General features: G+C 63.5%; 16 protein-coding genes and 2 pseudogenes. 5 read left to right on the forward strand and 13 right to left on the reverse strand.

The genetic code is table 11. The features are described 5' to 3' along the window. Nucleotides 1–89 precede the first annotated feature (89 nt). On the forward strand, nt 90–2,942 hold the full coding sequence (locus LDH66_RS19630) for a glycosyl hydrolase 115 family protein (protein ID WP_226482780.1): 2,853 nt from the start codon (nt 90–92) through the stop codon (nt 2,940–2,942). Between the two features lie 34 nt (nt 2,943–2,976). Here the strand turns inward: LDH66_RS19630 and LDH66_RS19635 are convergent, their stop codons facing one another. Together LDH66_RS19635 and LDH66_RS19640 are read right to left on the reverse strand one after the other, a co-directional pair. Next, nucleotides 2,977–5,007: an RICIN domain-containing protein gene (locus tag LDH66_RS19635; RefSeq protein ID WP_226482781.1), complete on the reverse strand. Its 2,031-nt coding sequence runs from the start codon at nt 5,005–5,007 to the stop codon at nt 2,977–2,979. An 87-nt stretch (nt 5,008–5,094) separates the two neighbouring features. After that, nucleotides 5,095–5,733: a bifunctional 4-hydroxy-2-oxoglutarate aldolase/2-dehydro-3-deoxy-phosphogluconate aldolase gene (locus LDH66_RS19640; protein ID WP_226482782.1), complete on the reverse strand. Its 639-nt coding sequence runs from the start codon at nt 5,731–5,733 to the stop codon at nt 5,095–5,097. An 850-nt stretch (nt 5,734–6,583) separates the two neighbouring features. Between LDH66_RS19640 and LDH66_RS23320 the strand changes: the two are divergent. Beyond that, a pseudogene (locus tag LDH66_RS23320) lies at nt 6,584–6,752 on the forward strand (RNA-guided endonuclease InsQ/TnpB family protein); the annotation flags it as partial. Between the two features lie 175 nt (nt 6,753–6,927). Here the strand turns inward: LDH66_RS23320 and LDH66_RS19650 are convergent. The 7 genes from LDH66_RS19650 to LDH66_RS19680 all read right to left on the reverse strand — a co-directional run bounded on the left by LDH66_RS19650 (nt 6,928) and on the right by LDH66_RS19680 (nt 13,692). Beyond that, on the reverse strand, nt 6,928–7,155 hold the full coding sequence (locus LDH66_RS19650) for a hypothetical protein (protein ID WP_226482783.1): 228 nt from the start codon (nt 7,153–7,155) through the stop codon (nt 6,928–6,930). 50 nt (nt 7,156–7,205) lie between these two features. Next, nucleotides 7,206–8,294, reverse strand: coding sequence for an ABC transporter ATP-binding protein (locus LDH66_RS19655; protein ID WP_226482784.1), 1,089 nt, complete (start codon nt 8,292–8,294; stop codon nt 7,206–7,208). Next, nucleotides 8,294–9,358, reverse strand: a complete 1,065-nt coding sequence (locus tag LDH66_RS19660; RefSeq protein ID WP_226482785.1) for an ABC transporter ATP-binding protein — start codon at nt 9,356–9,358, stop codon at nt 8,294–8,296. Before LDH66_RS19660 ends, LDH66_RS19655 begins: the two co-directional genes overlap by 1 nt. A 69-nt stretch (nt 9,359–9,427) precedes the next feature. Beyond that, nucleotides 9,428–10,423, reverse strand: a complete 996-nt coding sequence (locus tag LDH66_RS19665; protein WP_226482786.1) for an ABC transporter permease — start codon at nt 10,421–10,423, stop codon at nt 9,428–9,430. Continuing rightward, on the reverse strand, nt 10,416–11,435 hold the full coding sequence (locus tag LDH66_RS19670; protein ID WP_226482787.1) for an ABC transporter permease: 1,020 nt from the start codon (nt 11,433–11,435) through the stop codon (nt 10,416–10,418). The genes LDH66_RS19665 and LDH66_RS19670 overlap by 8 nt, the downstream gene beginning before the upstream one ends. Nucleotides 11,436–11,477: 42 nt before the next feature. Further along, nucleotides 11,478–13,283: an ABC transporter substrate-binding protein gene (locus tag LDH66_RS19675; RefSeq protein WP_226482788.1), complete on the reverse strand. Its 1,806-nt coding sequence runs from the start codon at nt 13,281–13,283 to the stop codon at nt 11,478–11,480. A gap of 184 nt (nt 13,284–13,467) precedes the next feature. After that, nucleotides 13,468–13,692 (reverse strand): hypothetical protein, encoded by a 225-nt coding sequence (locus LDH66_RS19680; RefSeq protein WP_226482789.1) that lies wholly within the window; start codon nt 13,690–13,692, stop codon nt 13,468–13,470. A gap of 386 nt (nt 13,693–14,078) precedes the next feature. Between LDH66_RS19680 and LDH66_RS19685 the strand changes: the two genes are divergently transcribed. From LDH66_RS19685 to LDH66_RS19695, 3 genes and pseudogenes are all read left to right on the forward strand, one after another. After that, the gene (locus LDH66_RS19685) at nt 14,079–16,088 is read left to right on the forward strand and encodes a beta-galactosidase (RefSeq protein ID WP_226482790.1); all 2,010 of its coding nucleotides are present in this window, start codon (nt 14,079–14,081) and stop codon (nt 16,086–16,088) included. Between the two features lie 321 nt (nt 16,089–16,409). Next, nucleotides 16,410–17,564: a galactonate dehydratase gene (gene dgoD, locus LDH66_RS19690; protein WP_226482791.1), complete on the forward strand. Its 1,155-nt coding sequence runs from the start codon at nt 16,410–16,412 to the stop codon at nt 17,562–17,564. 115 nt (nt 17,565–17,679) lie between these two features. Further along, nucleotides 17,680–18,415: pseudogene (locus LDH66_RS19695) on the forward strand (mannonate dehydratase). Nucleotides 18,416–18,619: 204 nt separating this feature from the next. Here the strand turns inward: LDH66_RS19695 and LDH66_RS19700 are convergent. The 4 genes from LDH66_RS19700 to LDH66_RS19715 all read right to left on the reverse strand — a co-directional run bounded on the left by LDH66_RS19700 (nt 18,620) and on the right by LDH66_RS19715 (nt 22,974). Beyond that, nucleotides 18,620–19,693, reverse strand: coding sequence for a glycoside hydrolase family 88/105 protein (locus LDH66_RS19700; protein ID WP_425492976.1), 1,074 nt, complete (start codon nt 19,691–19,693; stop codon nt 18,620–18,622). A 547-nt stretch (nt 19,694–20,240) separates the two neighbouring features. Next, the gene (locus tag LDH66_RS19705; protein WP_226482793.1) at nt 20,241–20,546 is read right to left on the reverse strand and encodes an L-rhamnose mutarotase; all 306 of its coding nucleotides are present in this window, start codon (nt 20,544–20,546) and stop codon (nt 20,241–20,243) included. Nucleotides 20,547–20,733: 187 nt separating this feature from the next. Next, nucleotides 20,734–21,765, reverse strand: a complete 1,032-nt coding sequence (locus tag LDH66_RS19710) for an LLM class flavin-dependent oxidoreductase (protein ID WP_226482794.1) — start codon at nt 21,763–21,765, stop codon at nt 20,734–20,736. 3 nt (nt 21,766–21,768) lie between these two features. Beyond that, nucleotides 21,769–22,974, reverse strand: coding sequence for an enolase C-terminal domain-like protein (locus LDH66_RS19715; RefSeq protein ID WP_226482795.1), 1,206 nt, complete (start codon nt 22,972–22,974; stop codon nt 21,769–21,771). Nucleotides 22,975–23,004: the final 30 nt, after the last annotated feature.

Here is a 23,004-nt window from a genome sequence, read left to right on the forward strand (position 1 = left end):
GAAACCGCGTCGGATCGGTACCGTCGAGACGTGCTTCGCGAACGGCCGGCCGTGGTCTTTTTCTCTGCTCGGGACGAGTAGCCGAACCGATGGGTATGATAACTGACGGGCCGCCAGACGGCGGCGTCCCGATCGTGTACGAGGACGCGGTCGCCGATATTTACGTCGCCGAGGGCGATCACGAGGTCGCGAGGATCGCGGCGACCGACCTCGGCGACGACGTCGAGCGCGTCACCGGACGCCGTCCCGCGGTCACCGGGTCGCTCGACGACCTCGCTTCGTCCGCCGTGATCGTCGGGACGGTCGGTCGCTCCGAGGGCGTCGAGCGGTGTCTCCGGGCGAGCGACGTCGACGTCGCGACGCTGACGGACGAACGGGAGAGTTTCGTCATCGAGACGGTCGAAGAGCCGCTTCCCGGCCTCGAGTCGTGCGTGCTGATCGCCGGGAGCGATCGCCGCGGGACGGCCTACGGCGCGTACGAACTGTCTGAGCGGATCGGCGTCTCGCCGTGGTACTGGTGGGCCGACGTGCCACCCGAGAAGCGCGACGCGGTCGTCGTCGAGTCGGGGACGTACGAGTTCGGTCCTCCCTCGGTGACTCATCGGGGGATCTTCCTCAACGACGAGGATTTCGGGTTGCGGCCGTGGGCGTCGGAGACGTTCGCCCCGGCGGAGGCCGACGATCGGCCCGGGATCGGGCCGACGACGTACGAGCGGATTTTCGAACTGCTGTTGCGTCTCAAGGCGAACACCGTCTGGCCGGCGATGCATCCCGGGACGAAGGCGTTCTACCGGTATCCGGAGAATTCGGCCGTCGCCGACGACTACGCGATCATCGTGGGAACGTCGCACTGCGAACCGATGCACAGAAACAACGTCGACGAGTGGAACGACGCCGACGGTGAGTGGAACTACGCGACCAACCGCGAGCGGATACTGGCGTACTGGCGGTCGCGCGTCGAAGCCGTGGCGGACTCCGAGAACGTCTTTACGCTTGGAATGCGCGGCATCCACGACGCCGGCATGCCAGGCGGGGAGACGCGAGCGGAGACGGCCGAGTTGCTCCAGCGGGTGATCGACGATCAGCGGCGACTGCTGGACGAGGCCCACGACCGGCCCGTCGAGGAGATCCCGCAAGTGTTCTGCCCGTACAAGGAGGTCCTCGACGTGTATCGCGAGGGAATCGACGTCCCCGAGGACGTCTGTCTACTGTGGCCGGACGACAACCACGGCTACGTCCGGGAACTGCCGACCGACACCGAGCAGCAGCGTGAGGGCGGGTCGGGGCTGTACTATCACCTCTCCTACTGGGGCCGTCCGCACGATTATCTCTGGCTGTCGAGCGTCCCGTTGGGCCTCGTTCGATCCGAACTGACGAAAGCGTACGACGCCGGCGCTCGCGACTACTGGGTCGTGAACGTCGGCGATATCAAACCGACCGAGACGGAGTTGGAGTTCGCTCTCGATCTCGCGTGGGACGTCGAGGCGACCCGCTCCGTCTCGAGCGCTGAGTGGCTGCGCGACTGGGCCGCCCGCGAGTTCGGCGAGACCCACGCCGACGATATCGCCGAGCTTCTCGCCGAGTACTACCGGCTGGCGCTCGCCCGAAAGCCCGAACACATGGGGTGGTCGTCGGTGTATCCGGACACGCCACCGGACGAGCCCGCGTTCAGTTTCGTCCGCGAGGGCGACGAAGCGCGCCGCCGAGTCGACGCGTTCGAACGCCTCGTCGAACGAGCGGAGGCGGTCAGCGAGGCCCTTCCGCCGGAGCGACGACCGAGCTTCTATCAGTTGGTGCTGTATCAGGTGCGCTGTGCCGCAGCGATGGCGGAGAAGTACCTCCACGCGGCCCGAAGCCGGCTGTACGCCGGACAGGGCCGCACGAGTGCCAATCGCTACGCCGACCTGGCCGAGCGCGCTCACCGGCGGATCGAAGGCGAGACGCGATACTACAACGAGATCCTCGCTGACGGCAAGTGGGAGGGGATGCTCTCACACCGGCCTCGAGACCTGCCAGTGTTCGACGCACCCGCGACGGCGAATCTCACGCCGCGGGAGGGCGCTGCGCTCGGCGTCGCCGCGGAGGGCCGTCGGACGCCGATCCGCGGGGACGAGCGCACGCTGCCGGCGTTGCCGACGTTCGATCCGGGAGTCGACCCGGACCGCTTCGTCGACGTGTTCACTCGCGGCGACGACCCCGTCGAGTGGTCCGCGACGCCGAGCGACGAGTGGATCGACGTCGACGCCACCGAGGGAGTCGTCGAGGACGAACGCCGATTGTGGGTCGGGGTCGATTGGGACGCCGTCCCGGATCAGGGGGCGACCGGCGACGTGACGATCGAGGGGGCGGGCGTCGAAAAGACCGTTCGCGTCGACGCGGCGGCGCCGCGAGGCGACCCCTGCAGTGATTTCGTCGAGACGAACGGCGCCGTCGCCATCGAGGCGGAGCGGTACAGCAGCGCCCGCGACGGCGATCCGGGCGTCTGGACCCGGTGTGACGTCCCGGGGCGCGTTTCGGGAACGACCGTCGCCGTAGAGCCGTCGATCTTCTCGAGCCACGATCCGGGGAGCGACGACGCCCCGCTGTTGGAGTACGACATCGAGCTGTCCGCGACCGGCTCCGTCGACGTCGAGGTCCAGTGCATTCCGACACAGGCGCTCAACGAGCGGCGGGATCTGCGGTACGAAGTAGCCATCGACGGCGGCGAGAGCGCGGTCGTCTCGATCGATCCCGACGGCGGCGAGCACGACCCCCAATGGCAAGCGAACGTCCTCCGCGGAGCCGCGATCGGGACGACGACACACGAGATCGAGACGGCGAGGACGCACACCCTCCAACTACACGCGTTGGATCCCGGTCTCATCGTGGACCGGATCGTCGTCTACACCGACGGCGAGCGGAAGACGTACCTCGGCCCGCGAGAATCGGCCATCGAACGGTGATCGGCACCCCTACCGGAGGCGCGTTCGGAAGCGATCACAGTCGATCGAAGCGGAACTGCTGATTGAGAGTCCCGTCGAAGGACCGCTGCGTTATCCTCGTTCCGGGAGCCCGCCCCCATTCGGCGACGGTGGCGGCCCGACCGCTGTGCACCGCTTCGATGCGGTACCGGCCGCCGAGGAGCGGGGTGATCTCCCACCGCTGATGGGGCGCACCGACGTCTTCACCGACGGACAGTACCGCGCCCTCCTCGCTCGAGGCGTCGGCGACCTCGAGAACGCGTCCGTCGTCGGCCGCGATCCGATAGGTGCCGTCGGCGAGCCGGTCGACGGTCCACCGCTGCTCCGTGGCGGCCGACCACTCGTCCTGGACCACGTCCGATCCGTCGACTGCCAGCGAGAGATCGGTGTGTCGAGCCCTGATGCGATAGGTCCCGGTAGTGACGGGAGACGCGTCCGCCTCGGTGAGCGGCCCAGCGGTGCCTCGCGTCCGGTCGACGATGTAGTGCAACTCGAGGTCGTCGTCGGGGACGGTCTCCCACTCGACGACGAGGTCCCAGGCGTCGCCGGTCCACTCGAAGCGATGGGTCCAGGCGACCGGACCGGTCGGGGCGGCCGCGAACTCGGCGCGCAGCGACAGTGATCCTGCATATTCGTCCGAGACGTCCGCGACGCGCGCGGCCGGGATAGATCCGGACTCGAGGGTGACGGTCCCGGAGTCGACGCCGTCGCCCACGTTATCGCGGACAATCGTATCCGGCGAATCAGCCTCGATGAGCCCCTTGGCACCGCCGTTCCGGACGTCGTTGTCGACGAAGCGGCCGTTCGTGCCCTCGGAGACGATCGCGTAGGTTTGATCGCACGCCGTCGGCGGCCGGTCGTCGGTGATTCGGACGTCGCTGACCGAGACGCCGTCGCCGGTAGAGAGGATCGCTTCCTTCGTGACGTTCTTGATGAGGCCGCCCTGCAGCGTCACGTTCTCGACGTCGTCGATCTTGACTCCTCTGTCTTTGGCACCGATAACGGTGGCCCGTCCGATGGTGACATCGTTCGAATCGGTCGTGATGTGAATTCCGCGGGGCGCGTCTCGACTGACGATCTGGCCGACGGTGACGTTTCTGCAGCCGTTTGCACACCGAAACGTCGCGTATAGCGACGGGGAAGACGGATTGTCACCGACGACGCTATCGACCGTGGCGTCGGTCGTCCCGTTGAGCAGGACGGAGGATCCGCCGTGGCCGGTCGCGAGGACTCGACCGATCTGGACGCGACGCGTGTCGTACGTTTCGACGGCGTGATGTCGCGCGTTCTCGACGTAGGCGGACCGCAGCTGAATGTCTTCGGCGTCTGCCTCGCGCGCCCGTCCCGAGAGGCGAATTCCCTCGTTGATCTGCCCGACGTGAACGGGATCGGCCAACTGCTCGTCCCGCGTTCGGTCCGGATCGTGTGACGGCGGAAAGCTGTCGGGCGGATCGAAGTCGGGATGGTCCTCGTACGGATCCAGCGCGTCGAGGTCCCGGAACCGGACGCGAACGTCCCCGAGCGTGACCCGGTCGCAGTTCTGGAGGACGAGACCGAACCGAGGGTTCCCCGCTATCGAGAGGCGCGGTATCTCGATGTCCGTTTCGCCGAGCGCGCGGAAGGGAATGACCAGCGATTCGCCCTCGTCTTCGACGGTGATCTGTGCCGGGACATCGACAACGGTGTGACTCGGCAGCACGACCTGCGTGAGCTCGTCGACGGGGCCCACCGTTCCGGCCGATGCGACGAGAACGCGTTCTTTCGTCGTACGGTCGTCGCTCAGACCGTCGACGGCCGCCTGAATGACGTCGAGCATGGCGGTTCCGCTGGCGATACGCTCGTCGGTCCCGTCCGCGTGGAAGACGCCGTCGTCGTCTTTCCACACGACGACGTCGGCCTCGCGCGCAGACGTGTGAACGTGATCGACGTCTACTCCGCCGAGATTCGCCAGATCGACCCCGCCAGCGTCGATATTCGTCTCCCACTCGGCACCCGAAAACCGGCCGTTCGACTCGTCGCGTTCGTTCCGCGTTGCTCTATCGTTCATGCGTAACTGTGGTATTCGTTCACTCTATGTGAATCCCTGAGATGTTCGGTTCGAAGACCATCTCCGCGTCTCGAGCGCGCGTCGGAGTCAGTCTCGCGCCGAGTCGACGGCATCGACCATTCGGCGTGCGTTCTCGGAGATCGTCGCGTAGTCCCCGGCAGCGACGGCCTCGTCGTCGACGATCGAACTGCCGGCACCGACTGCGACGGCTCCCGCCTCGAGATACGCCGTGACGTTCGACGGGCCGACACCGCCGGTCGGCACGAGCGGGATCTGTGAGAGCGGACCGCCTATCGCGGCGACGTGTTCGGGCCCGCCGGTCTTCGCCGGGAATATCTTCACGAACTCCGCACCGGCTTCGGCGGCTCGAAGCGCTTCGGTCGGCGTGAACGCACCCGATGCGACGGGCGTTCCGTAGCGGTTGCCCATTTCGATGACAGCAGGGTTGACGGTCGGCGTGACCAGGAACTCCGCACCGGCGAGTTGGACGGCCCGTGCGGTTTCGGCGTCTAAGACGGTTCCCGCGCCGACGAGCACGTCGTCGAAGCGGTCGGAAAGCGTATCGATCGTTTCGGTGACGTTGGGTGTGTCGGCCGTGACTTCGAGTGCCGTTACGCCCCCGTCGACGATTGCGGAGGCTACGTCGACCGCGGACTCCGTATCGACGCCTCGGAGTATCGCAATGACACCGCTATCGACGATCCGATCCATCCGTTGCGTAGGCATACGAACAGCCGACACACCGGGCCTACTAAATTGGACCGGTGCCGGTCAGCGTTCCCGGTGTACCGAACTATAGTAGCCACTGAACGTCATGCACAACTGATCGCACGACAGCGTTGCGATCAGTATGTCAATCGTTTCGGTGGCTACTATATCTGTTACTACTCGAGTCCCCGTCGACTGACCGCTTCGACCTCGGGTTCGGAGATTCCCGCCAGACCGCCCCTGATGGTTCACTTCAGCGCTGCCGCCGCTCCCGCTCTAGTGCGTCGGTCGCGGATTCGTCGCGGCCGTACCGCGAGAGGAACGCACCGACGAACGCGTCGTCGGAGCCTCCGCTCTCACTCTCTCGAACTGGCGAAGCGGCGATTCGTCTCGAGGTGGCCAGAGATCGACGCCGCGAGAACCCGCCGCTGTCGTCGCGGCGTGAAATCGGGAACTCGACTCTCGGCCCGGTTTTTCGTACAGATTGTGGCGAATGTCATTCGTCGCGGTCCTGCGAACTGGTCCCAGTTCCCTCGCCGTATTTTCTCTGCTTATAGAGATTGTTTCGTGAATCCGAACGATACGCTATTATAGAGAATTACGTTCGTAATTTCGAAACAGAGTTATTACATTCATACGGTTGTAATCTTTCCGTGTCCGGTACGAGTACGTATTCAGGCAGAAGGAAATAATTCGTCGGATATAGCGGTCAACAGTCTCGAATAGAGCGTTTCGAGATTTCCAACGAGGGAACTCGAGTTCCAAATAGAGATAGATGTAAAAGAGAATATTGTTCCAGAACTGAGAACACTACATAATCCCCGACGGCTCGGAGACGCCACCGACGAAGTACGTCTCCGACCCTCTAGAGTCGTTCGAGTGTCAGCAGTGCGGGTGCGAGAACCACGCGGATTACGACGCTGCGAAGAATAGTGGGTTGCAGTCTCGCCGGCAGGCAAAACACAGGTGATGGAGGCGCACCCGTAGATGTGTGCTTGAATCGCGGGACGCTGAACGTGAGCGGGGAGTACGTACCCCTGCCTCGATCGGGACATAGAACGGGGTCTACGCGAAAGCCTCGGGGTCGTTCGGAAGGTTCTGGATCTTCCGTGATCAAGGGAATCCGTCGGATTCGCGGACCTCGCCGGAGCGAAGCTCCCGCTTAGTGACGAGACGGCGAAGGCGTCTCGAACCACGTGACCTCGAGGCTGTTCACGAACCGTACTGATACCAGACGCGATACGCGACGTATCCGACGACCGTGGTGGCGAAGAGCGAAAGGCCCCACAGCCCGAGCACGCCTGCCATCGGGCCGTCGAAGAAGAGCATACCGGTGAGTATCAGCGCGATCGCGATCCCGATCGATATCCACAACACCGGACTACCGGGAAGGGACACCGATCGACGTCGTCTGGTGTTCGACTCGCTGGACGTTTCCATACTGGTATTGTCGGTCATATCGGACATATCTATTTCGTCGGAACGGCCTCTCACGGGGAGTCAACTGGCGGCTCATCCGTTATCTCGGGGCTGTTCCAGTACTCGTGGGTCTCGTCCGCCCGGAAGCACCGAGCGTAGTTCTCTTCGTTGCCGTTCGCGTGGATCCGTCCCGGATGCTGGCGTTTGCACACTTCTCGAGCGTTCGGACAGCGCGGGTGGAAGTGACAGCCGGAGGGGAGATCCGTCGGATCAGGGACGTCGATTTTCCGCAAGGGGAACTCCTCGTCGTCTTCGTCCTCGTAGAGGTTCGCCGTCGCCCACTGCAGCGCTTTCGTGTAAGGGTGTTGTGGGTTTTCGACGATTTCCTCGACTGTTCCGATCTCGACGATCTCGCCGAGGTACATCACGGCGATCCGTCCGCCGGACTTTTCCGCGATGTACCGCGCGTTCGAGAGATCGTGCGAGATGAACAGGTACGAGGTCTGGAACAGGTCCTGCAGCTCGAGCATGAGATCCATCATCTCGACGCGCAGGGAGACGTCGAGCGCGCTGATCGCCTCATCGGCCAAGATCAGATCGGGATCCAACAACAGCGCCCGAACGAGGACCGCACGCTGTGTCTCTCCGCCGCTCAACTGGTGTGGGTACCGGTTGAGGTAATCGCCGGGCGGTGACATTCCGACGCGTTCGAACAGCGTGTGGATGCGCTCTTCTCGCTCGTCGCGGCCGAGGTCGGGGTACCACTTCTTCAACGGTAGCATCAGCGAGGTGAGGATCCGCTGATTCGGATTGAGCGCGCTCCCCGGATCCTGATGAATGATCTGGAGCGAGTGGCGGATCTCGTCGAACGAGATCGACGCGTCGCGGGGACTGTTTCGCGCTTCCCAGACGTCCTGTCCGCGATACCTGACCGTCCCGCTGGTCGGCTTCTGAGCGCCGATCGCCGTCTTCCCGAGCGTCGATTTGCCGCAGCCGCTCTCGCCGATCAGCGTGAGCGTCTCTTCTTCGCCGAGCTCGAGGGAGACGTCGTTGACCGCGCGGACCGTCTCCGAATCGCCGAAGAGATCGAGCAGCCCGCCGTCGTTGGTGAACTCGACGGAGACGCCGTCCATCGAAATTATCGGTTCGGACGGCGCCATCAGTTCTCACCTCCGTCGGTCGCGGCGCTTCGACCGGACGTCGGGGGGGAGTCGGGCGCGGCGCTGATCGGTACCGCGTCCGCGGCCTCCTCGTGGTAGAAACACGCCGACTCGTGGGAGTCGCTCACCGTCATCATCGGCGGGTCGTCGGATCGACAGCGGTCATCGGCCATCGGACACCGGGGGTGGTACGAACAGCCCGGAATGTGGTCGACGGGATCCGGTTTGCTCCCTTCGATGATGTTCATCTCATCGACCGGCACGTTCAGATCCGGCGTCGTGTCGAGGAGCGCGCGCGTGTACGGGTGCGACGCGTCGTAGAGTAGATCGTCGGTCGTCCCGATCTCGACGATGTTGAACGCGTACATCACGGCGATGCGGTCGGCGAGCTTGGTCAACAGCGGGAGGTCGTGCGTGATGAACACGAGCGTCAGATCGTACTCCTCCTGAAGTTCGCGCAGGAGCGTGACGATCGAGCGCTGCATCAGCAGGTCAAGCGCGGCCGTCGGCTCGTCGAGAACGAGGACGTCCGGCTCGAGCACCAGTGAGAGTGCGATGAGTGCGCGCTGTTTCATGCCGCCCGAGAGCTCGTGTGCGTAGGAATCGAGGATCCGATCCGGATCGAGGTAGACGCTCTCCAAGAGTTCACGCGCGCGATCCATGCCGGCGGGAATGTCGCGGTCGTGATCCTGCAGGGTCTCCCTGAAGTGCGTTCGAATCTTCGTGACGGGGTTGAACGAACTCATCGCCCCCTGGAAGACCATGGCGACTTCCTCCCAGCGGAACCGATTCAGTTCGGACTCGGAGAGCTCCAGCACGGAGACCGGGTCGCCGTCCTCCGGGTGGTACGTGACCTCGCCGGTCGAGACGCCGGGTTCGACGACGGCGTTGAGAAACGACGAGGCGAGCATGGACTTGCCGCTCCCGCTTTCGCCGATGATGCCGAGCGTCTCGTTGCGAGCGACGTCGAGATCGGCGTCCCGGACGACGCGCGACTGTCCACGATTCATCTGGAACGTGACGTTGAGGTCGCGGACCTCCACGATCGTATCTGTGTTACTCATTCGTTGTCTTGTCGGAGTGAATTGCGGACAGTAGTATAGTACTACCGTTACATATTCTAATTGATGGTTTCATGGTTCGGGACCTCCGTCGTCGTCGATCGTCGACGAGTGACGCGCCCTGAGTCGGACGTTGAACACGCTGTCCATCCCCTGGGAGAACAACACGAGCCCGAACGACATCAGGAAGATGGTCAGTAACGGGAACGCGAGGAAGTGGTACATGCTCGGCCGACTCAGTGCGCCACCCTCGTAGGCGACGTTCATCATGACGCCCCAGTTGAACGTCGTGAACGGGAGGATCCCGAGGAAGTACAGCCCGACGGACTCGAAGATGATGCGTCGGGACGCCAGCGCCGAGTTCACCGTGATGTAGGGCATCAGCTGGGCGAGGACGTCCCGGCGGAGGATCGTCCCCGTCGAGATGCCCATGATCTGCGACGCCTCCACGTACGACTCCTCACGGATACTGAGCACTTGCGAACGCACGGTCCTCGCCAGCCCGGGCCAGTTGTCGAGCCCGAGCAGGACGCCGATGACGTACGGACTCTCGGGCCGGAAGATCGCGATCAGAACGATGACCAGCGGGAGTCCGGGGATCGTGATGATGATGTCGGTGATCGACATCAGTATCGTGTCGATCTTCGACCCCCGGAGGAACCCCGAAACGATGCCGACCAGCGCCGCGAACCCGATGCTCACGACCGCCCCGGCGAACACCATTCGGAACATATCCGGCGTCGCGTGGATTAGTTGCGCCCCGATCGGCTGCCCGAAGGTGTCCGTCCCGAGAATGTAGTTGAGGTTCTGGAACGGCGGTGCGAGAACGGGCGCGTCGCCGCTCGTCGGTCTGTCGACGAGCCAGACGCCGACGGTTCCCATCAGGAAGAATATCGTGATGATCGCCGTCCCGACGATGGCTCGCCAGTCGGTCATCGCCACCCGGGCGGGAGCAACGACATACAGGTCGAACTGTCGCTTGAGCCGCTGCGACCGCGGCGTCGGTTCTCGATCGATATCCGCGTCGAAGAGCGTCTCGAGGTCGTCGTCGGGTCGTTCGTTACTCATTGGTACCTCCGGACGAGATTCGTGGATCGATGAAGCCGTACGTCAGATCAGCGATCAGGATCGCGACGATCGTCACGAGCGTAAAGACGATGAGCGATCCCATGAGGACGGGGTAGTTGCGCACCTGAATGGCGTCGTACACCAGCAGTCCCACGCCCGGGTAAGAGAAGATCTCCTCGACGATGACGGAGCTGCTGAGCACGCCGGCGATACCGATCATGAACTGCGTGTACATCGGCAAGATGGCGTTTCGGCCCACGTACTGGGTCGCGATACGGGAGTTTCGCAGTCCGCGAAGTTCCGCGACGCGAAGGTAGTCCTCCCCGAGGACGCGGACGGAGTTGCCCCGCATCGTCAGCGCCGTCCCGAGTCCGAGGACGCTCATCGACAGTATCGGGAGCGCGGCGTGGAGCGCGATACTCTGCATGAACGCCAGGTTGAATCCCGCTTCGATACCGAGTCCGACCCGTCCGCCCGTCGGGAAGACCTTGTATCGAATGCTGAAAAAGAAGATAAAGAGGATCCCCGCAACGTAGTACGGCGTGGAGTTGAGGCCGATGACGACGACGGACGACACCGAGTCGAATCGGGATTTCTCCTTGAACGCCATCACCGCCCCGAGCACGATGCTCACGGAGTAGCCGATGACCATCGCGTAGACGCTGATGAGCATCGACCACGGGAGTCGTTCGGCGAGTAGCTCCGTCACGGCGGCGTCCTCGTAGAGTGACTCGCCGAGATCGCCCTCGAGGAAGACGCTGCTCATGTACTGGACGTACTGCACGTAAATCGGTGCGTCACTCTCTAGGTTCGTATAGTTCGCGATTAGCTGTTCGATCTGCTCCGGATTAATCGTATTCGACGACCCCATCTGCTGGGCGAGGATCTGGTTTCGAAGCGCCTGGGCAGGGCCACCTGGCATCATCTGATACAGAACGAACGTCAGCGTCACTGTCGCGAAAAACGTCAGCAGCGCCTGTCCAACTCGTTTGGCGAAATAATTCGCTTCCATGACTATATCCTGTTGTGTAAGGGGGTTGTGATCGGGAGACGCTCAGTTCGTCGAAATACGCCCTCTCATCAACGCGTACGGGCCCGGATTCGGACGGTCCATCCGGAACTCGTCCTCGCTCGGGAAGTCGAAGTTCTCCACGTCACCGGCGAAGCCGCGGTTCTCCTGCAAGTGAATGATCGCGGGCAGGTCGAAGTTGACCCACTGAACGAGCGTTCGCGTGATCTCGATCGTTTCCTCCTCGGAGGACGCCGCCTCGAGGTCGACCATGAGCTGTGCCGGATTGATCTCGACGCCGTTGTTCCCGATCTCCCTTGCGCCGACTTCCTCGGGGATCTCGAGCGAGAACGGTACGCCGGTCGGGCCGGTGTCGCTATCGCTGTTGACGTCGCCGGCGAGGAGGCCGTAGAAGTTGTTCGAGAAGTACGCCATGGGATGCCAGTACGGGAGGGCGACGTGCCACATCCAGGCGATGTCGAACTCCCACTCCTGGACCCGCGAGTAGTAATCCTGCCCGACGGCCTCCATCTCCGCGTTCAGCCCGAACTCGTTGAGGTGGTCGGTGAAGACTTTCGTCGGCTGGGACTGCGAAACGGCGGACTGCGTGATGACAGTGAAGTCAGTCGTGTTGCCGTCGGGACTGACCCATTCACCGTCTTCCCTCGAGTAGCCGGCGTCTTCCATATGGGCGATCGCCGCCTCCTCGTCGGCCTCGACGGGGTAGTTGATGAGCTGGTCGACGAAGTCCTCGCCGAGGTACTGATCTTCGATGGTCTCCCGGATCCCCGTCTGGACCTCCGTCGCGCTCGCGAGCATTCCCGTCTGCGTCGCGGCGTCGATGATCGAGGGGATATCGATCGCGGAGATAATTGCCCGGCGAACCGATCGGTTCGCGAGGTGCTCGTTGTTCCAGTTCAACATGTACTTCTGACAGTTGTAGTGACTCAGTTCGTAGATGTTCTCGATGTTGTCCGGGTATTCCGGCCGCTGACTCTCGGTGATGTACTGAGTCATGTCGAGCTCGTTGCTCTTCTCGAGTTGCTCGACCTGCGTCCCCGATTCGACGTTCGGAAGGACCCGAATCTGCTCAATATCCGTCTCGTCCGCCCACGGATGGTCCTCCCATTTGGTCGCCAGCGTCTCGGAGGAGTTGAAGTCCTCGATGCGGAACAGCGAGCTTCCGTATCCCTCCTCAACGAACTCCTCGGTGTCGATCGTCATCTGGAGGAGATCCTCGGTGACCGCCTGACGGCCGCTTTCTCCGCCCGCATCCTCGTAGCGCTCGTAGTACTCTCGGAAGACCGATTTCGGGGCGGTCGTCCCGCCGCCCGCGTTCGATCTCGCGATGACCGGCGAAACCTCGTCCTTGTATATTCGCTTGACGGTGTAGTCGTCGACCAGTTCGTGACCTTCGAACGGCGAGGCCTCTGGGTTCTGGTAGCGCCAGATCTCGGCCGAGATCAAGTAGTCTTCGGCGGTGATGTCGTTTCCGTTCCAGTAACTCCACTGGTCCGAGAACTCGATCGTGACCTCGTTGCCGTCGACACTGACATTCTCGAAGAAATCCGTGGACACCGTTCCGTCGGAATGCGTCACGAGCGTTTCCTGGAGCCAGTAGATACTGTACGTCTGAGCGTAGTTCGACGCGTTCCACGGATTGAACTGGACTTCCGTCGGCGGGCGACCGCCTTCGAACGCCGTGACGAACTCCGTATTGTTGTCGCTGCCACCGACACACCCAGCGAGCGTCGCGGCAAGCGTCCCAGCGCTGGCCCCGACAAAGTTACGTCTGCTTAAATGACTGTGGTCATTGATCATCTTTCCCACGAGGTATCGGTTAGCATGCATACTTATGTAACTTTTGGTAAGATACCATGGGTGTTATAACACACAGTAGGAGACCAGTTGCCAAGCCATTCCGACGGGTCGAGCGGACGGGCGACCGACAGTACGTCGTGCCAATTTCACCGCACGAGTTCATCCCAGCGTACGCCGTCTCGTCGCAGGACGCGCCCAAGATGACCGCCGACGATCAGTCGCTTCGGCGCCCACAAACGACCATCATCCCGAACGAGAGCGATCCGATCACGAGGAACGTGACGATCTGTAGCACCGTGATAACGTACGTGCTGGTTCCCCTCTCGATGGCCGTTAGCGCCGCCCCGAGTACGAGTAACGACAGCGCCGAAACCATAAACAGGAGGCGGAAGTGGTGTCGGAACCGACAGAGCACGTCGACAAACGTCTCTTCTGGCATCTCGTTCGTAGTTCTCGCTCATCCATCACAAAGGTTACTGTGGGACCCCCGTGGGGGCTATCGCCCGTGCGGCCGGGACGTGAGACGTCTCGACGGTATCGCGTTGCGAATGGCAGCATCGAAGTCAGAGTCAGTCGGCCCGCTCGGAGGATCGGCGATGATGGATCGGAGACGGCCGGACCACTATCGACGGTCCGCTGGAAGACCGGTATCAACGGTGCCGCTTGAAGACCAGTACCGACGGACCGCCGCTAGAAAAACGGTATCCGACGCCACAGACGACATCCGGATTTCCGCGGCCGCGGCCGAATGGAACGCTGACGAGACGAGTCCCCCCGAAACTGGTACATGATAACATTTACAAAGACTGACGTGAACACTAATCCATGTCAATAGGGGTATGTTACTTCCCGGAGCACTGGCCGCGCGAACAGTGGGAGACGGACGTTCGGCAGATGGCCGACGCAGGTATCGAGTACGTACGCGTGGCCGAGTTCTCGTGGCGCGTGCTCGAGCCGGCACGCGGCGAGTTCGACTTCGAGTGGCTCGACGAGATCGTCGCCCTGATCGGCGAGAACGGGATGCAGGCCGTTCTGTGTACGCCGACGGCGGCACCGCCGCGGTGGCTCGTCGAGGAACGGCCCGAGATCCGCCAGCGGGACCGCGACGGGACCGTCAGGGACGTCGGGAGCCGACGCCACTACTGTTTCAACTCCGCGGCCTATCGCGAGGAGACCGAGCGCATCGTCCGGGCGATGGCGGGCCGCTATGCCGACGATCCGCGCGTCGTCGGCTGGCAGACCGACAACGAGTACGGCTGTCACGGCACGACGCGCTGTTACTGCGACGACTGCGCCGCCGCGTTCCGGGACTGGGTCCGCGAGGAGTACGGGACCGTCGACGCGCTCAACGAGGCGTGGGGGACGACCTTCTGGAGTCAGCAGTACGACGACCTCGAGCAGGTCGACGTCCCGCGTCCGACGCCCGCGCAGGATCACCCGTCGATGATGCTCGATTTCGCCCGGTTCTCGAGCGACAGCGTCGTCGAGTACAACCGGCTGCAGGCGGACCTGCTTCGCGAGGCGAACGATGAGTGGTTCGTCACGCACAACTTCATGAACCTATTCGAGTCGGTGGACACCTACGACTTCGACGGCGACCTCGATCTGATTTCGTGGGACTCGTACCCGACGGGTCACGTCCAGCAGGCCGGCGGCGAGACGACGACCGACGAACTGCGCGCGGGGAACCCAGATCTGCTCTCGTTCAACCACGACCTCTACCGGAGCGTGCTCGACCGACCGTTCTGGGTGATGGAACAGCAGCCGGGCGACGTCAACTGGCCGCCCCACTCCACGCAGCCCGCGGAGGGGGCGATGCGCCTGTGGGCACACCACGCGACCGCCCACGGCGCCGACGCCGTCGTCTACTTCCGCTGGCGGCGCTGCCTCGAGGGCCAGGAGCAGTACCACGCCGGCCTCCGCAAGCAGGACGGGTCGCCGGATCGGGGGTATCGCGACGCGACGCGGGCCGCCGAGGAGCTGTTCGACGTCGACGACGTCGACGCGCCCGTCGCTCTCCTTCACGACTACGAGAACGCGTGGGCGCTCGGCGAACAGTCCCACGCGCCCGATTTCGACTACTGGCAGCTGTTGCAGTCGTTCTACGCGGCGCTCCGAGCGCGCGGCGTGCAGGTCGACATCGTGCATCCCGAGAGCGATCTCGACTCGTACGACGCGGTCGTCGCGCCGACGCTCCACCTGGTGACCGAATCGCTGGCCGATCAGTTGACCGCGTACGTCGAGTCCGGCGGCGAACTGCTGCTCGGCCCGCGGACGGGCGTCAAAGACGAGTCCAATAAACTCCGACCCGAACCCCAGCCCGGTCCGCTGTCTGATCTCGTCGGCGCGAGAATCGATCAGCACGAGACGCTTCCGGCGCAGTTCGATCCGGCCGTCGTCCGACCCGACGAAACGGACACTGATTACGCGTTCCGGACGTGGGCCGAGTGGCTCGACGCTGATGCGGCCGAACCGGTGCTCGAGTACGCGGGCGACGATATCGAAGCCGGCCGAACGGCGGCCGTTCGAAACGCGGTCGGTGACGGCCGCGTCGTCTACTGCGGCGTCTGGCCCGAGGCCGAGCTCGCGACCGAACTCGTCGGATCCCTCCTCGACCGCGCCGGCGTCCGCCGTGCGGAGCCGCTCCCCGAGGGCGTTCGCGTCGCCTGCCGTGACGGCCACACGTGGGTGATGAACTTCAGAAGCGAGCCGGTCGCGGTGACGGTCGAGGAGGAGACGTCGTGGCGGCTGGGCGGCTCGGAGATCGATCCGTTCGACGTCGCGATCGCCGAGACCGACGTTGTCGATGGCCTTTCAGCCCGGATTCTGACGTAACGGTGAGACGATAGTCGGACCGAGAGACGGTCGACCCGATCGATGCCATCCGCGCGGAAGCGACCTCGAGAAACGGATCGCCGGACCGAATCGATTTCGATTTTTCCGCCTCCGATCGCAACGGACGCCGTCTGTCCGGTGATGTCGGACAATATCTCGATTCGAATCGCAATTCTCCTCGAAGGGCGTCCCAACGCGGCCTCGACGGAGAGCCAGCGACACCGACGACCCAGCGGAGGTCGACTCGACGGCATCGGCCGACGTGGGGCCCTGAAGTGCTCCGAAACGACTAAACGAAAGTCGCTCGGAGTGAGAACACAGATGACCGAAATCGTCGACTACGAACTGTTCGCGGTGCCGCCCCGATGGCTGTTCCTCCGTCTCGAGACGGACGACGGAACGGTCGGCTGGGGCGAGCCGATCGTGGAGGGGCGTGCGAAGACCGTTCGAACCGCGGTGGAGGAGCTCATGGACAACTACCTGCTGGGGGAGGATCCGACCCGGATCGAGGATCACTGGCAGACGATGTACCGCGGCGGCTTCTATCGAGGCGGCCCCGTGTTGATGAGCGCGATCGCAGGCATCGATCAGGCCCTGTGGGATATCAAGGGCAAGCGACTGGGCGTCCCGGTCCACGAACTCCTCGGCGGGCCGGTCCGGGATCGGATCCGAGTCTATCAGTGGATCGGCGGTGACCGCCCCGCCGACGTGGCCGAACAGGCCCGAAAGCAGGTCGAGGCGGGCTTTACGGCGCTCAAGATGAACGCGACGGAAGAGGTCGAGCGCGTCGACGATCCCGCGACGATCGAGGCCGCCGTCACTCGGCTCCGCGAGGTCCGCGAGGCGGTCGGCGACGACGTCGACATCGGCGTCGACTTCCACGGTCGCGTGTCGAAACCGATGGCGAAGCGGCTCGTCAAAGAGCTGGAACCGCACGAACCGATGTTCGTCGAGGAGCCGGTCCTGCCGGAACACAACGATGCGCTGCCGGCGATCGCGTCCCACACCACGACTCCGATCGCCACGGGCGAACGGATGTTCTCCCGGTGGGACTTCAAGGAGGTCTTCGAGAGCGGGGCGGTCGACGTGATCCAGCCGGACCTCAGCCACGCCGGCGGAATCACCGAGGTCGCGAAGATCGCCTCGATGGCCGAAGCGTACGACGTGGCGATGGCTCCCCACTGCCCCCTCGGACCGCTTGCGCTCGCGTCCTGTCTCCAGGTCGACGCCTGCTCGCACAACGCGCTCATTCAGGAACAGAGCCTCAACATCCACTACAACGAGACCAGCGACGTACTCGAGTACCTGGCCGATCCGTCCGTGTTCGACTACGAGGACGGCTACGTCGAGATCCCGGACGAGCCGGGCCTCGGCGTCGAGATCGACGAGGATCACGTCCGAAGCCAGGCCGAACTCGAGCACGACTGGCACAACCCCGTCTGGCGACACGACGACGGCAGCGTCGCCGAGTGGTAACCTGACTCTCGGAGCGACTCCGCTGTAAGTCGACCACCACTCAGACTCCGACGCCGGTTCGAGGGGAACACGTCACTACCCGTACTGATTTAGCCGTTCTGCAAGAAGAACGAGTATGAGTCGAAGTACCAGTGCTACCGTCCGCGTCGGCGTTCGAACGCGGTCTCTCTCGGACCGGAGATTGCGATACATGCGTCAGCTCGGTGCGACCGATATCTTCGTCGATCACGCCGATACGGAGGAGGAACCCGACGAATTCAACGATCGCGATGTAAGCGATACGATCGCAGTCGATCCGAACCAGATCCCGTCAGTCTCGGAACTCACGGCCGCTTGAGATCGTGCTGCCGGTCGCAGAGAAGGCCGGCGTCGACCTCGCACTCCACCCGGTCGACCCTCCGAGTCTCGAGTCGCTCGGGGGCATTCCGCGTCTGTTCCGGAGCGTCGAGAACTTCGAGAAGGCCATGGAGCTCGTTCCGAGCGACAATCACGGGTTGAAGCTCTGTCTCGGCTGTTTCTCACAGATGGGCGAGGACGTGACCGAGGTCATCCGCCGCTTCGGCGAGCGTGACCAGATCGGTTTCGTTCACTTCCGTGACGTCGTCGGAACGGTACCGAAGTTTCACGAGACGTTCGTCGATACGGGGAACTTCGACACCGCAGAGGCAGTCAGAACGCTCCACGACGTCGGGTACGAGGGGACGGTCATTCCCAACCACGTGCCGAAGATGGAAGGTGACGACGATTGGCGGCATCGATCGCGAGGGTTCACCGTCGGCTACCTTCGCGGCGTCATCGATACGGTGCGGTCGGAATCGACGCGGACGACGCGAGTGACGGAGACCGAATAGGCCGGTCCTCCGATACTGCCGGTTCGAAGCGACCGTCGCTTCTTCCTCGAAGCGGTCGAAACCCGATCCCTTCCGCAGAAGAAGATCGGAGTCCCGTCCTCGTCACCGTCGAGCGCCCGCTGGGAGAGCAGCGACGATCGGCGCGGCGAGGTCGTCTCTGTGACGCAGAACGGTTCTCACCCGGATGGTGAGCGGCGTGACCGGTTACGACCCGTCGGCGAACTGCGACGCGGCGAGGAGGAAGAATCCCTGCCCGTACGACGTCGACGTCAGCGGTGCGCCCGGGCCGCCCGGCGGACCGGCGACCCGGCGGACAGCGCCCTCGTCGTCGACGAGACCGATCGCGACTTCCATCGCGTCTCGCGCCGCCCGCTCGTATTTCTCGTCCTCGACGATACCCAGTTCGAGGGCGCGCTTGAACGCGTAGGTGTACATGAGCGTGCCCGAACTCTCGAGGGGCGTGTGGGGGTCGTCGACGATGTTGTACCACATCCCGCTGTCGTCCTGACGTTCGACGACCGCCGAGGAAACGTCGCGGAAGATTTCGATCAGTTCGTCGCGGTCGGGATGGTCGTCGGGAAGGTACTCCAGGACGTCCACGATTGCCGCCTGAATCCAGCCGTTCCCGCGGGCCCAGAAGGTGCTCTGCGGGTAGCTGTTGGGCTGTTCGTGCCAGATGTGACGGAACAGTCCCGTGTGTAGGTCCTGAAGGTGTTTCGCGTGGACGATGATTTGCTTGGCAGCTTCGTCGAACGCCTCGGGCTCGTCGGCGGCCGCTCCGTACCGCGCGAAGAACGGACACATCATATAGACCGAGTCGATCCAGAGGCCCTTCACGCCGGACAGCTCCGGAACGTGGTGGGGGATACCGCCGTCCTCGGTCCGTTCGACCGACTGGAGATTGTCGTACTCGCCGCGGGCGGCCTCGAGGTACCGCTCCTCACCGGTTCGGCGATAGAAGTCGAGGACGCCGTGGCCGATCGAGGTCGTGTTGTTCGTGTTCATCGCCTTCCGCTCATCGATCTCCCAGTGGGCGTCGTACTCCTTGCCGTGCTGAAAGACCTCAATCGGGTAGCTCGGGCCGTAGGAGAGTTGCCCGTTGCTGTCCTGGGTCTCGACCGCACGGTCGACGAGCGCCCGTGCGGCCTCGGTGCAGTCGTCGCGGTCGGCGGCGAGCAGGCCGTTTATCGCGACGCCTTTCTGCCAGACCTCGTTTTCCATGTCCTTGTCGATAGTATACGCTGCGACAGCCGCGATCGTCTCTTCGAGGGACGGTATCATAGTGACGATAGCTAAATCTCCGCGGGATCGCTGATAAATCTTCCTGACGGGACGGACGCGGCTGTCCTTGCAGCTCCAGACTGACGGTGGTACGGCCGACCGCGCGTCCGTCCCGATCGGATCGGTCTCGAATGTCCGACGCCACCGGAAAGGGCCGAACGGGGACTCGAACGAGTGATAGTCGAATTCCCGAACGGATCCCGAACACTCTCCGACAAACGGTTGTACGGATCCGTCCGGCAAAGCCGGAAATATAGCTAGGGCTTCTGAACAGACGTCGCTTCCGATTACAACCATACGTTCGTAAATGTCGCACGGGATTCCGAGACGAAGGGCCGGCAATCCGAGCAGGAACGGAGCGAGAACGCTCGAGAGCCGAATAGAATAGCTTTCCGGCGATACCGGATGGAGTGTGCGGGGGATTGGCACGAATGGGGTCGCCGAGAGGGACGACCGATCGGACAGCGTGGCGCTACTGGCCCTCGGCGACGATCAAAAGGAGTCGAATACTCGGGCGGCGATCGACCGCGTCGCGGTACGCCCGTTAGATCATTCGGTAGACTTCGTCCATCCACTGATCGGAGTCGTCCTCGACGACGATTCCGTCCATCTCCTCGGCCCACCGAGCCTGCGCATCGCTCGTGTCCATTACCTCTTGGATCGCTTCCGGATCGTCGAGCTCTAAGAACCCAAAGACGTGGCCATCCGACTCGAACACGCTATAGGTCTCGAGGCCGGCATCGGACTCGAGATAGGCCTCCTCGAGCCACTCGGGAACGTTCTCGTGTGCGTCGCGGTACGCCTCGCGCTGTCCGTCGGCGATCTCCAGATGGAACGCAATCCGTGCCATACGAGAGACGAATCGAACGGCAGTCCTATAGCTATTCCCCTGTGTCCGCCCGGTGGTCACTCGAGTCGGTTCCGGTCGACGGCCGTGCCGTCGCGACTCTCCGATCGACGTCTCTCGGCCCGGACGGAGAACAGTAAAGCGAAGCGGGAGCCGAAAAACGCGACGATGATCGGTGGCAACGAACGCGCTATCGGAACTGCGGCATCACTTCATCGGCAAACAGTTCCATCCCGTCGGTGTCGGGGAAGTCGATAAACCAGCCCTGGAACTTCGTCACGCCGGCGTCGATCCGGCGCTCGATCGCCTCGGCGCACTCCTCGGGCGTGCCCATGACGAAGTAGTCGCGGGCGTCGGCCTCCGTCTCAATGTCGGCCTGGTCGATGTACTCCTCCTCGAACTGGATCGGGAGCATCAGGTCGAGCAGGCGCTCGAGTTTCTCCTCGTCGCGCGTACAGATGACGTGGCCGTCCCACGAGTACTCAATCTCGTCGGAGTCGCGGCCGACCGTCTCGCAGTGGTCCTCAATAACGCCGATCTTGTGCTCCAAGGTCTCCGGCGTCCCGTTGAACACATCCGTGTTCCAGATGTCGGCGTGTTTCGCGACGAGTTTCAGCGTCACCTCTTCGCCCTGTCCGCCGACGAGGATCGGCGGATGCGGGTCCTGGACCGGGCCGGGCTCGCAGTAGGCGCCGTCGATCTCGTAGCGCTCGCCCGAGAACGAGGCGGCCTCGCCGGGATCGGTGGCCCACAGCTCCTTCATCAGGCGGATGCTCTCGTCTAACCGCATCAGCCGCTCGAAGCCATCGCGGTACTCCCAGCCGTAGGCCTCGTACTCGGGTTCGTGCCAGCCGGCGCCGAGTCCGAGCTCGAGGCGGCCGTCGGAGATGACGTCCAGCGTTGCGGCCATCTTCGCGACGAGCGCGGGGTTGCGGTAGTCGTTACAGAGGACGAGCGAGCCGAGGTTGATGTCGTCGGTGAGGCCGGCCAGTGCGGACAGCAGCGTCCAGCACTCGTACTCGGCGTGATCGCGCCCGAGCATGAGGTGGTCCGGCGCCCACGCGGCGTCGAAGCCCAGTTCCTCAGCTTTCAGGACGCCCTCCTTCGTGGTCTCCCAGTCGAGTCGTTCGTAACACGGCGTGTCGCGGTGGACGGGATCCGTTCCCGACTCCGGCGCGCCCGCGAACACCGGCACGTTGTACTCGAAGGTGACGTCGGCCATGGATTACTTCACGCTGTAGTGCTCGAGAGCCTCGGGATTGGTCTCCGAACTCAGCCCGACGGTGTCGGGCAGCGGGATGGTCCCGTTCTCGGCGTTCGGCGGGTTGGCGTAGATGGCGTCGGCGTAGGTCGACTCCTGTTCGCCCTGGCGCTCCTGATACCACTCGGGGATCGGGAAGTACTCCGCCATCGGCGCGTTGGTCGACGCGGCGATGAAGTGCAGGGTCGGGTTCGTGCCGGAGTGGGGGATCACCGGCACGTCGCGGGCGCTGGCCATCGAGTCGATCTTCAGCAACTCCGTCAGCCCGCCACAGCGGTGGACGTCGGGCTGGAGGATGTCGACGGCCTCGCGCTCGAGCAGTTCCTTGTGCCCCCAGCGGGTGAACTCGTGTTCTCCGCCGGAGATCGGCACGTTCGAGGCCTCGCGGACCTCGGCGTAGCCGTCGATGTCGTCGGGGATGACCGGCTCCTCGACCCACTCCATGTCGTAGCGCTCGAGGCGCTTGAGCATCTTCTTGGCGTACCGAACGTTCCAGCCCATGTAGGCGTCGCCGGCGATCGCGAGTTCGTCGCCGACGGCGTCCCGGACCGTCTCGACGATCTTCTCGTTCTCTTTCATCCCCTCGCGACCCGCTTCCGGTCCGTACCGGAACCGGAGTTTCATCGCATCGAACCCCTGTTCCGCGTAGTTCTGGGCCTCTCGAGCGAGTTTCTCGTGGTCGACGGGATGGAGGTTGCTCGCGTAGCAGGGAATCTCGTCCGTGACCGGTCCACCGAGGAGTTCGTACACCGGCTTCTCGGCTTCCTTGCCGGCGATGTCCCAGAGCGCGAGGTCGACGGCGCTGATGGCCTCGATGGCCGCACCCTTCCGACCAAACGGGATCGTCGCTCGGTACATCATGTCCCACAGTCGTTCGCGTTGGTGGGGGTCCTCGCCGATGACGAGCTTCGAGAGCGTCTCGTTGACGATCGTCTCGATCGAGCCCGTCGCCCAGTTGCCGACGCCGACGCCGGTGATGCCCGCGTCCGTTTCGACTTCCACGACGACGTCGCCGACCGGCCCCATCCACTTCCGACGGGCCTCCGGATTGTCGCCGTCGGCGTTGTTGTACTCGTCGAACTTGCTCATGACGGTGACGAGCGGGAACTCGACGAACTCTCCCCAGGAATCGGTACTTACCTTCGTGACGTTGATATTCGTTATCTCCATGTGTCTAAAGTCACTTCCAACGGACTCAGT

This window comes from Natrinema amylolyticum, from assembly GCF_020515625.1.
Lineage (GTDB): Archaea > Halobacteriota > Halobacteria > Halobacteriales > Natrialbaceae > Natrinema > Natrinema amylolyticum.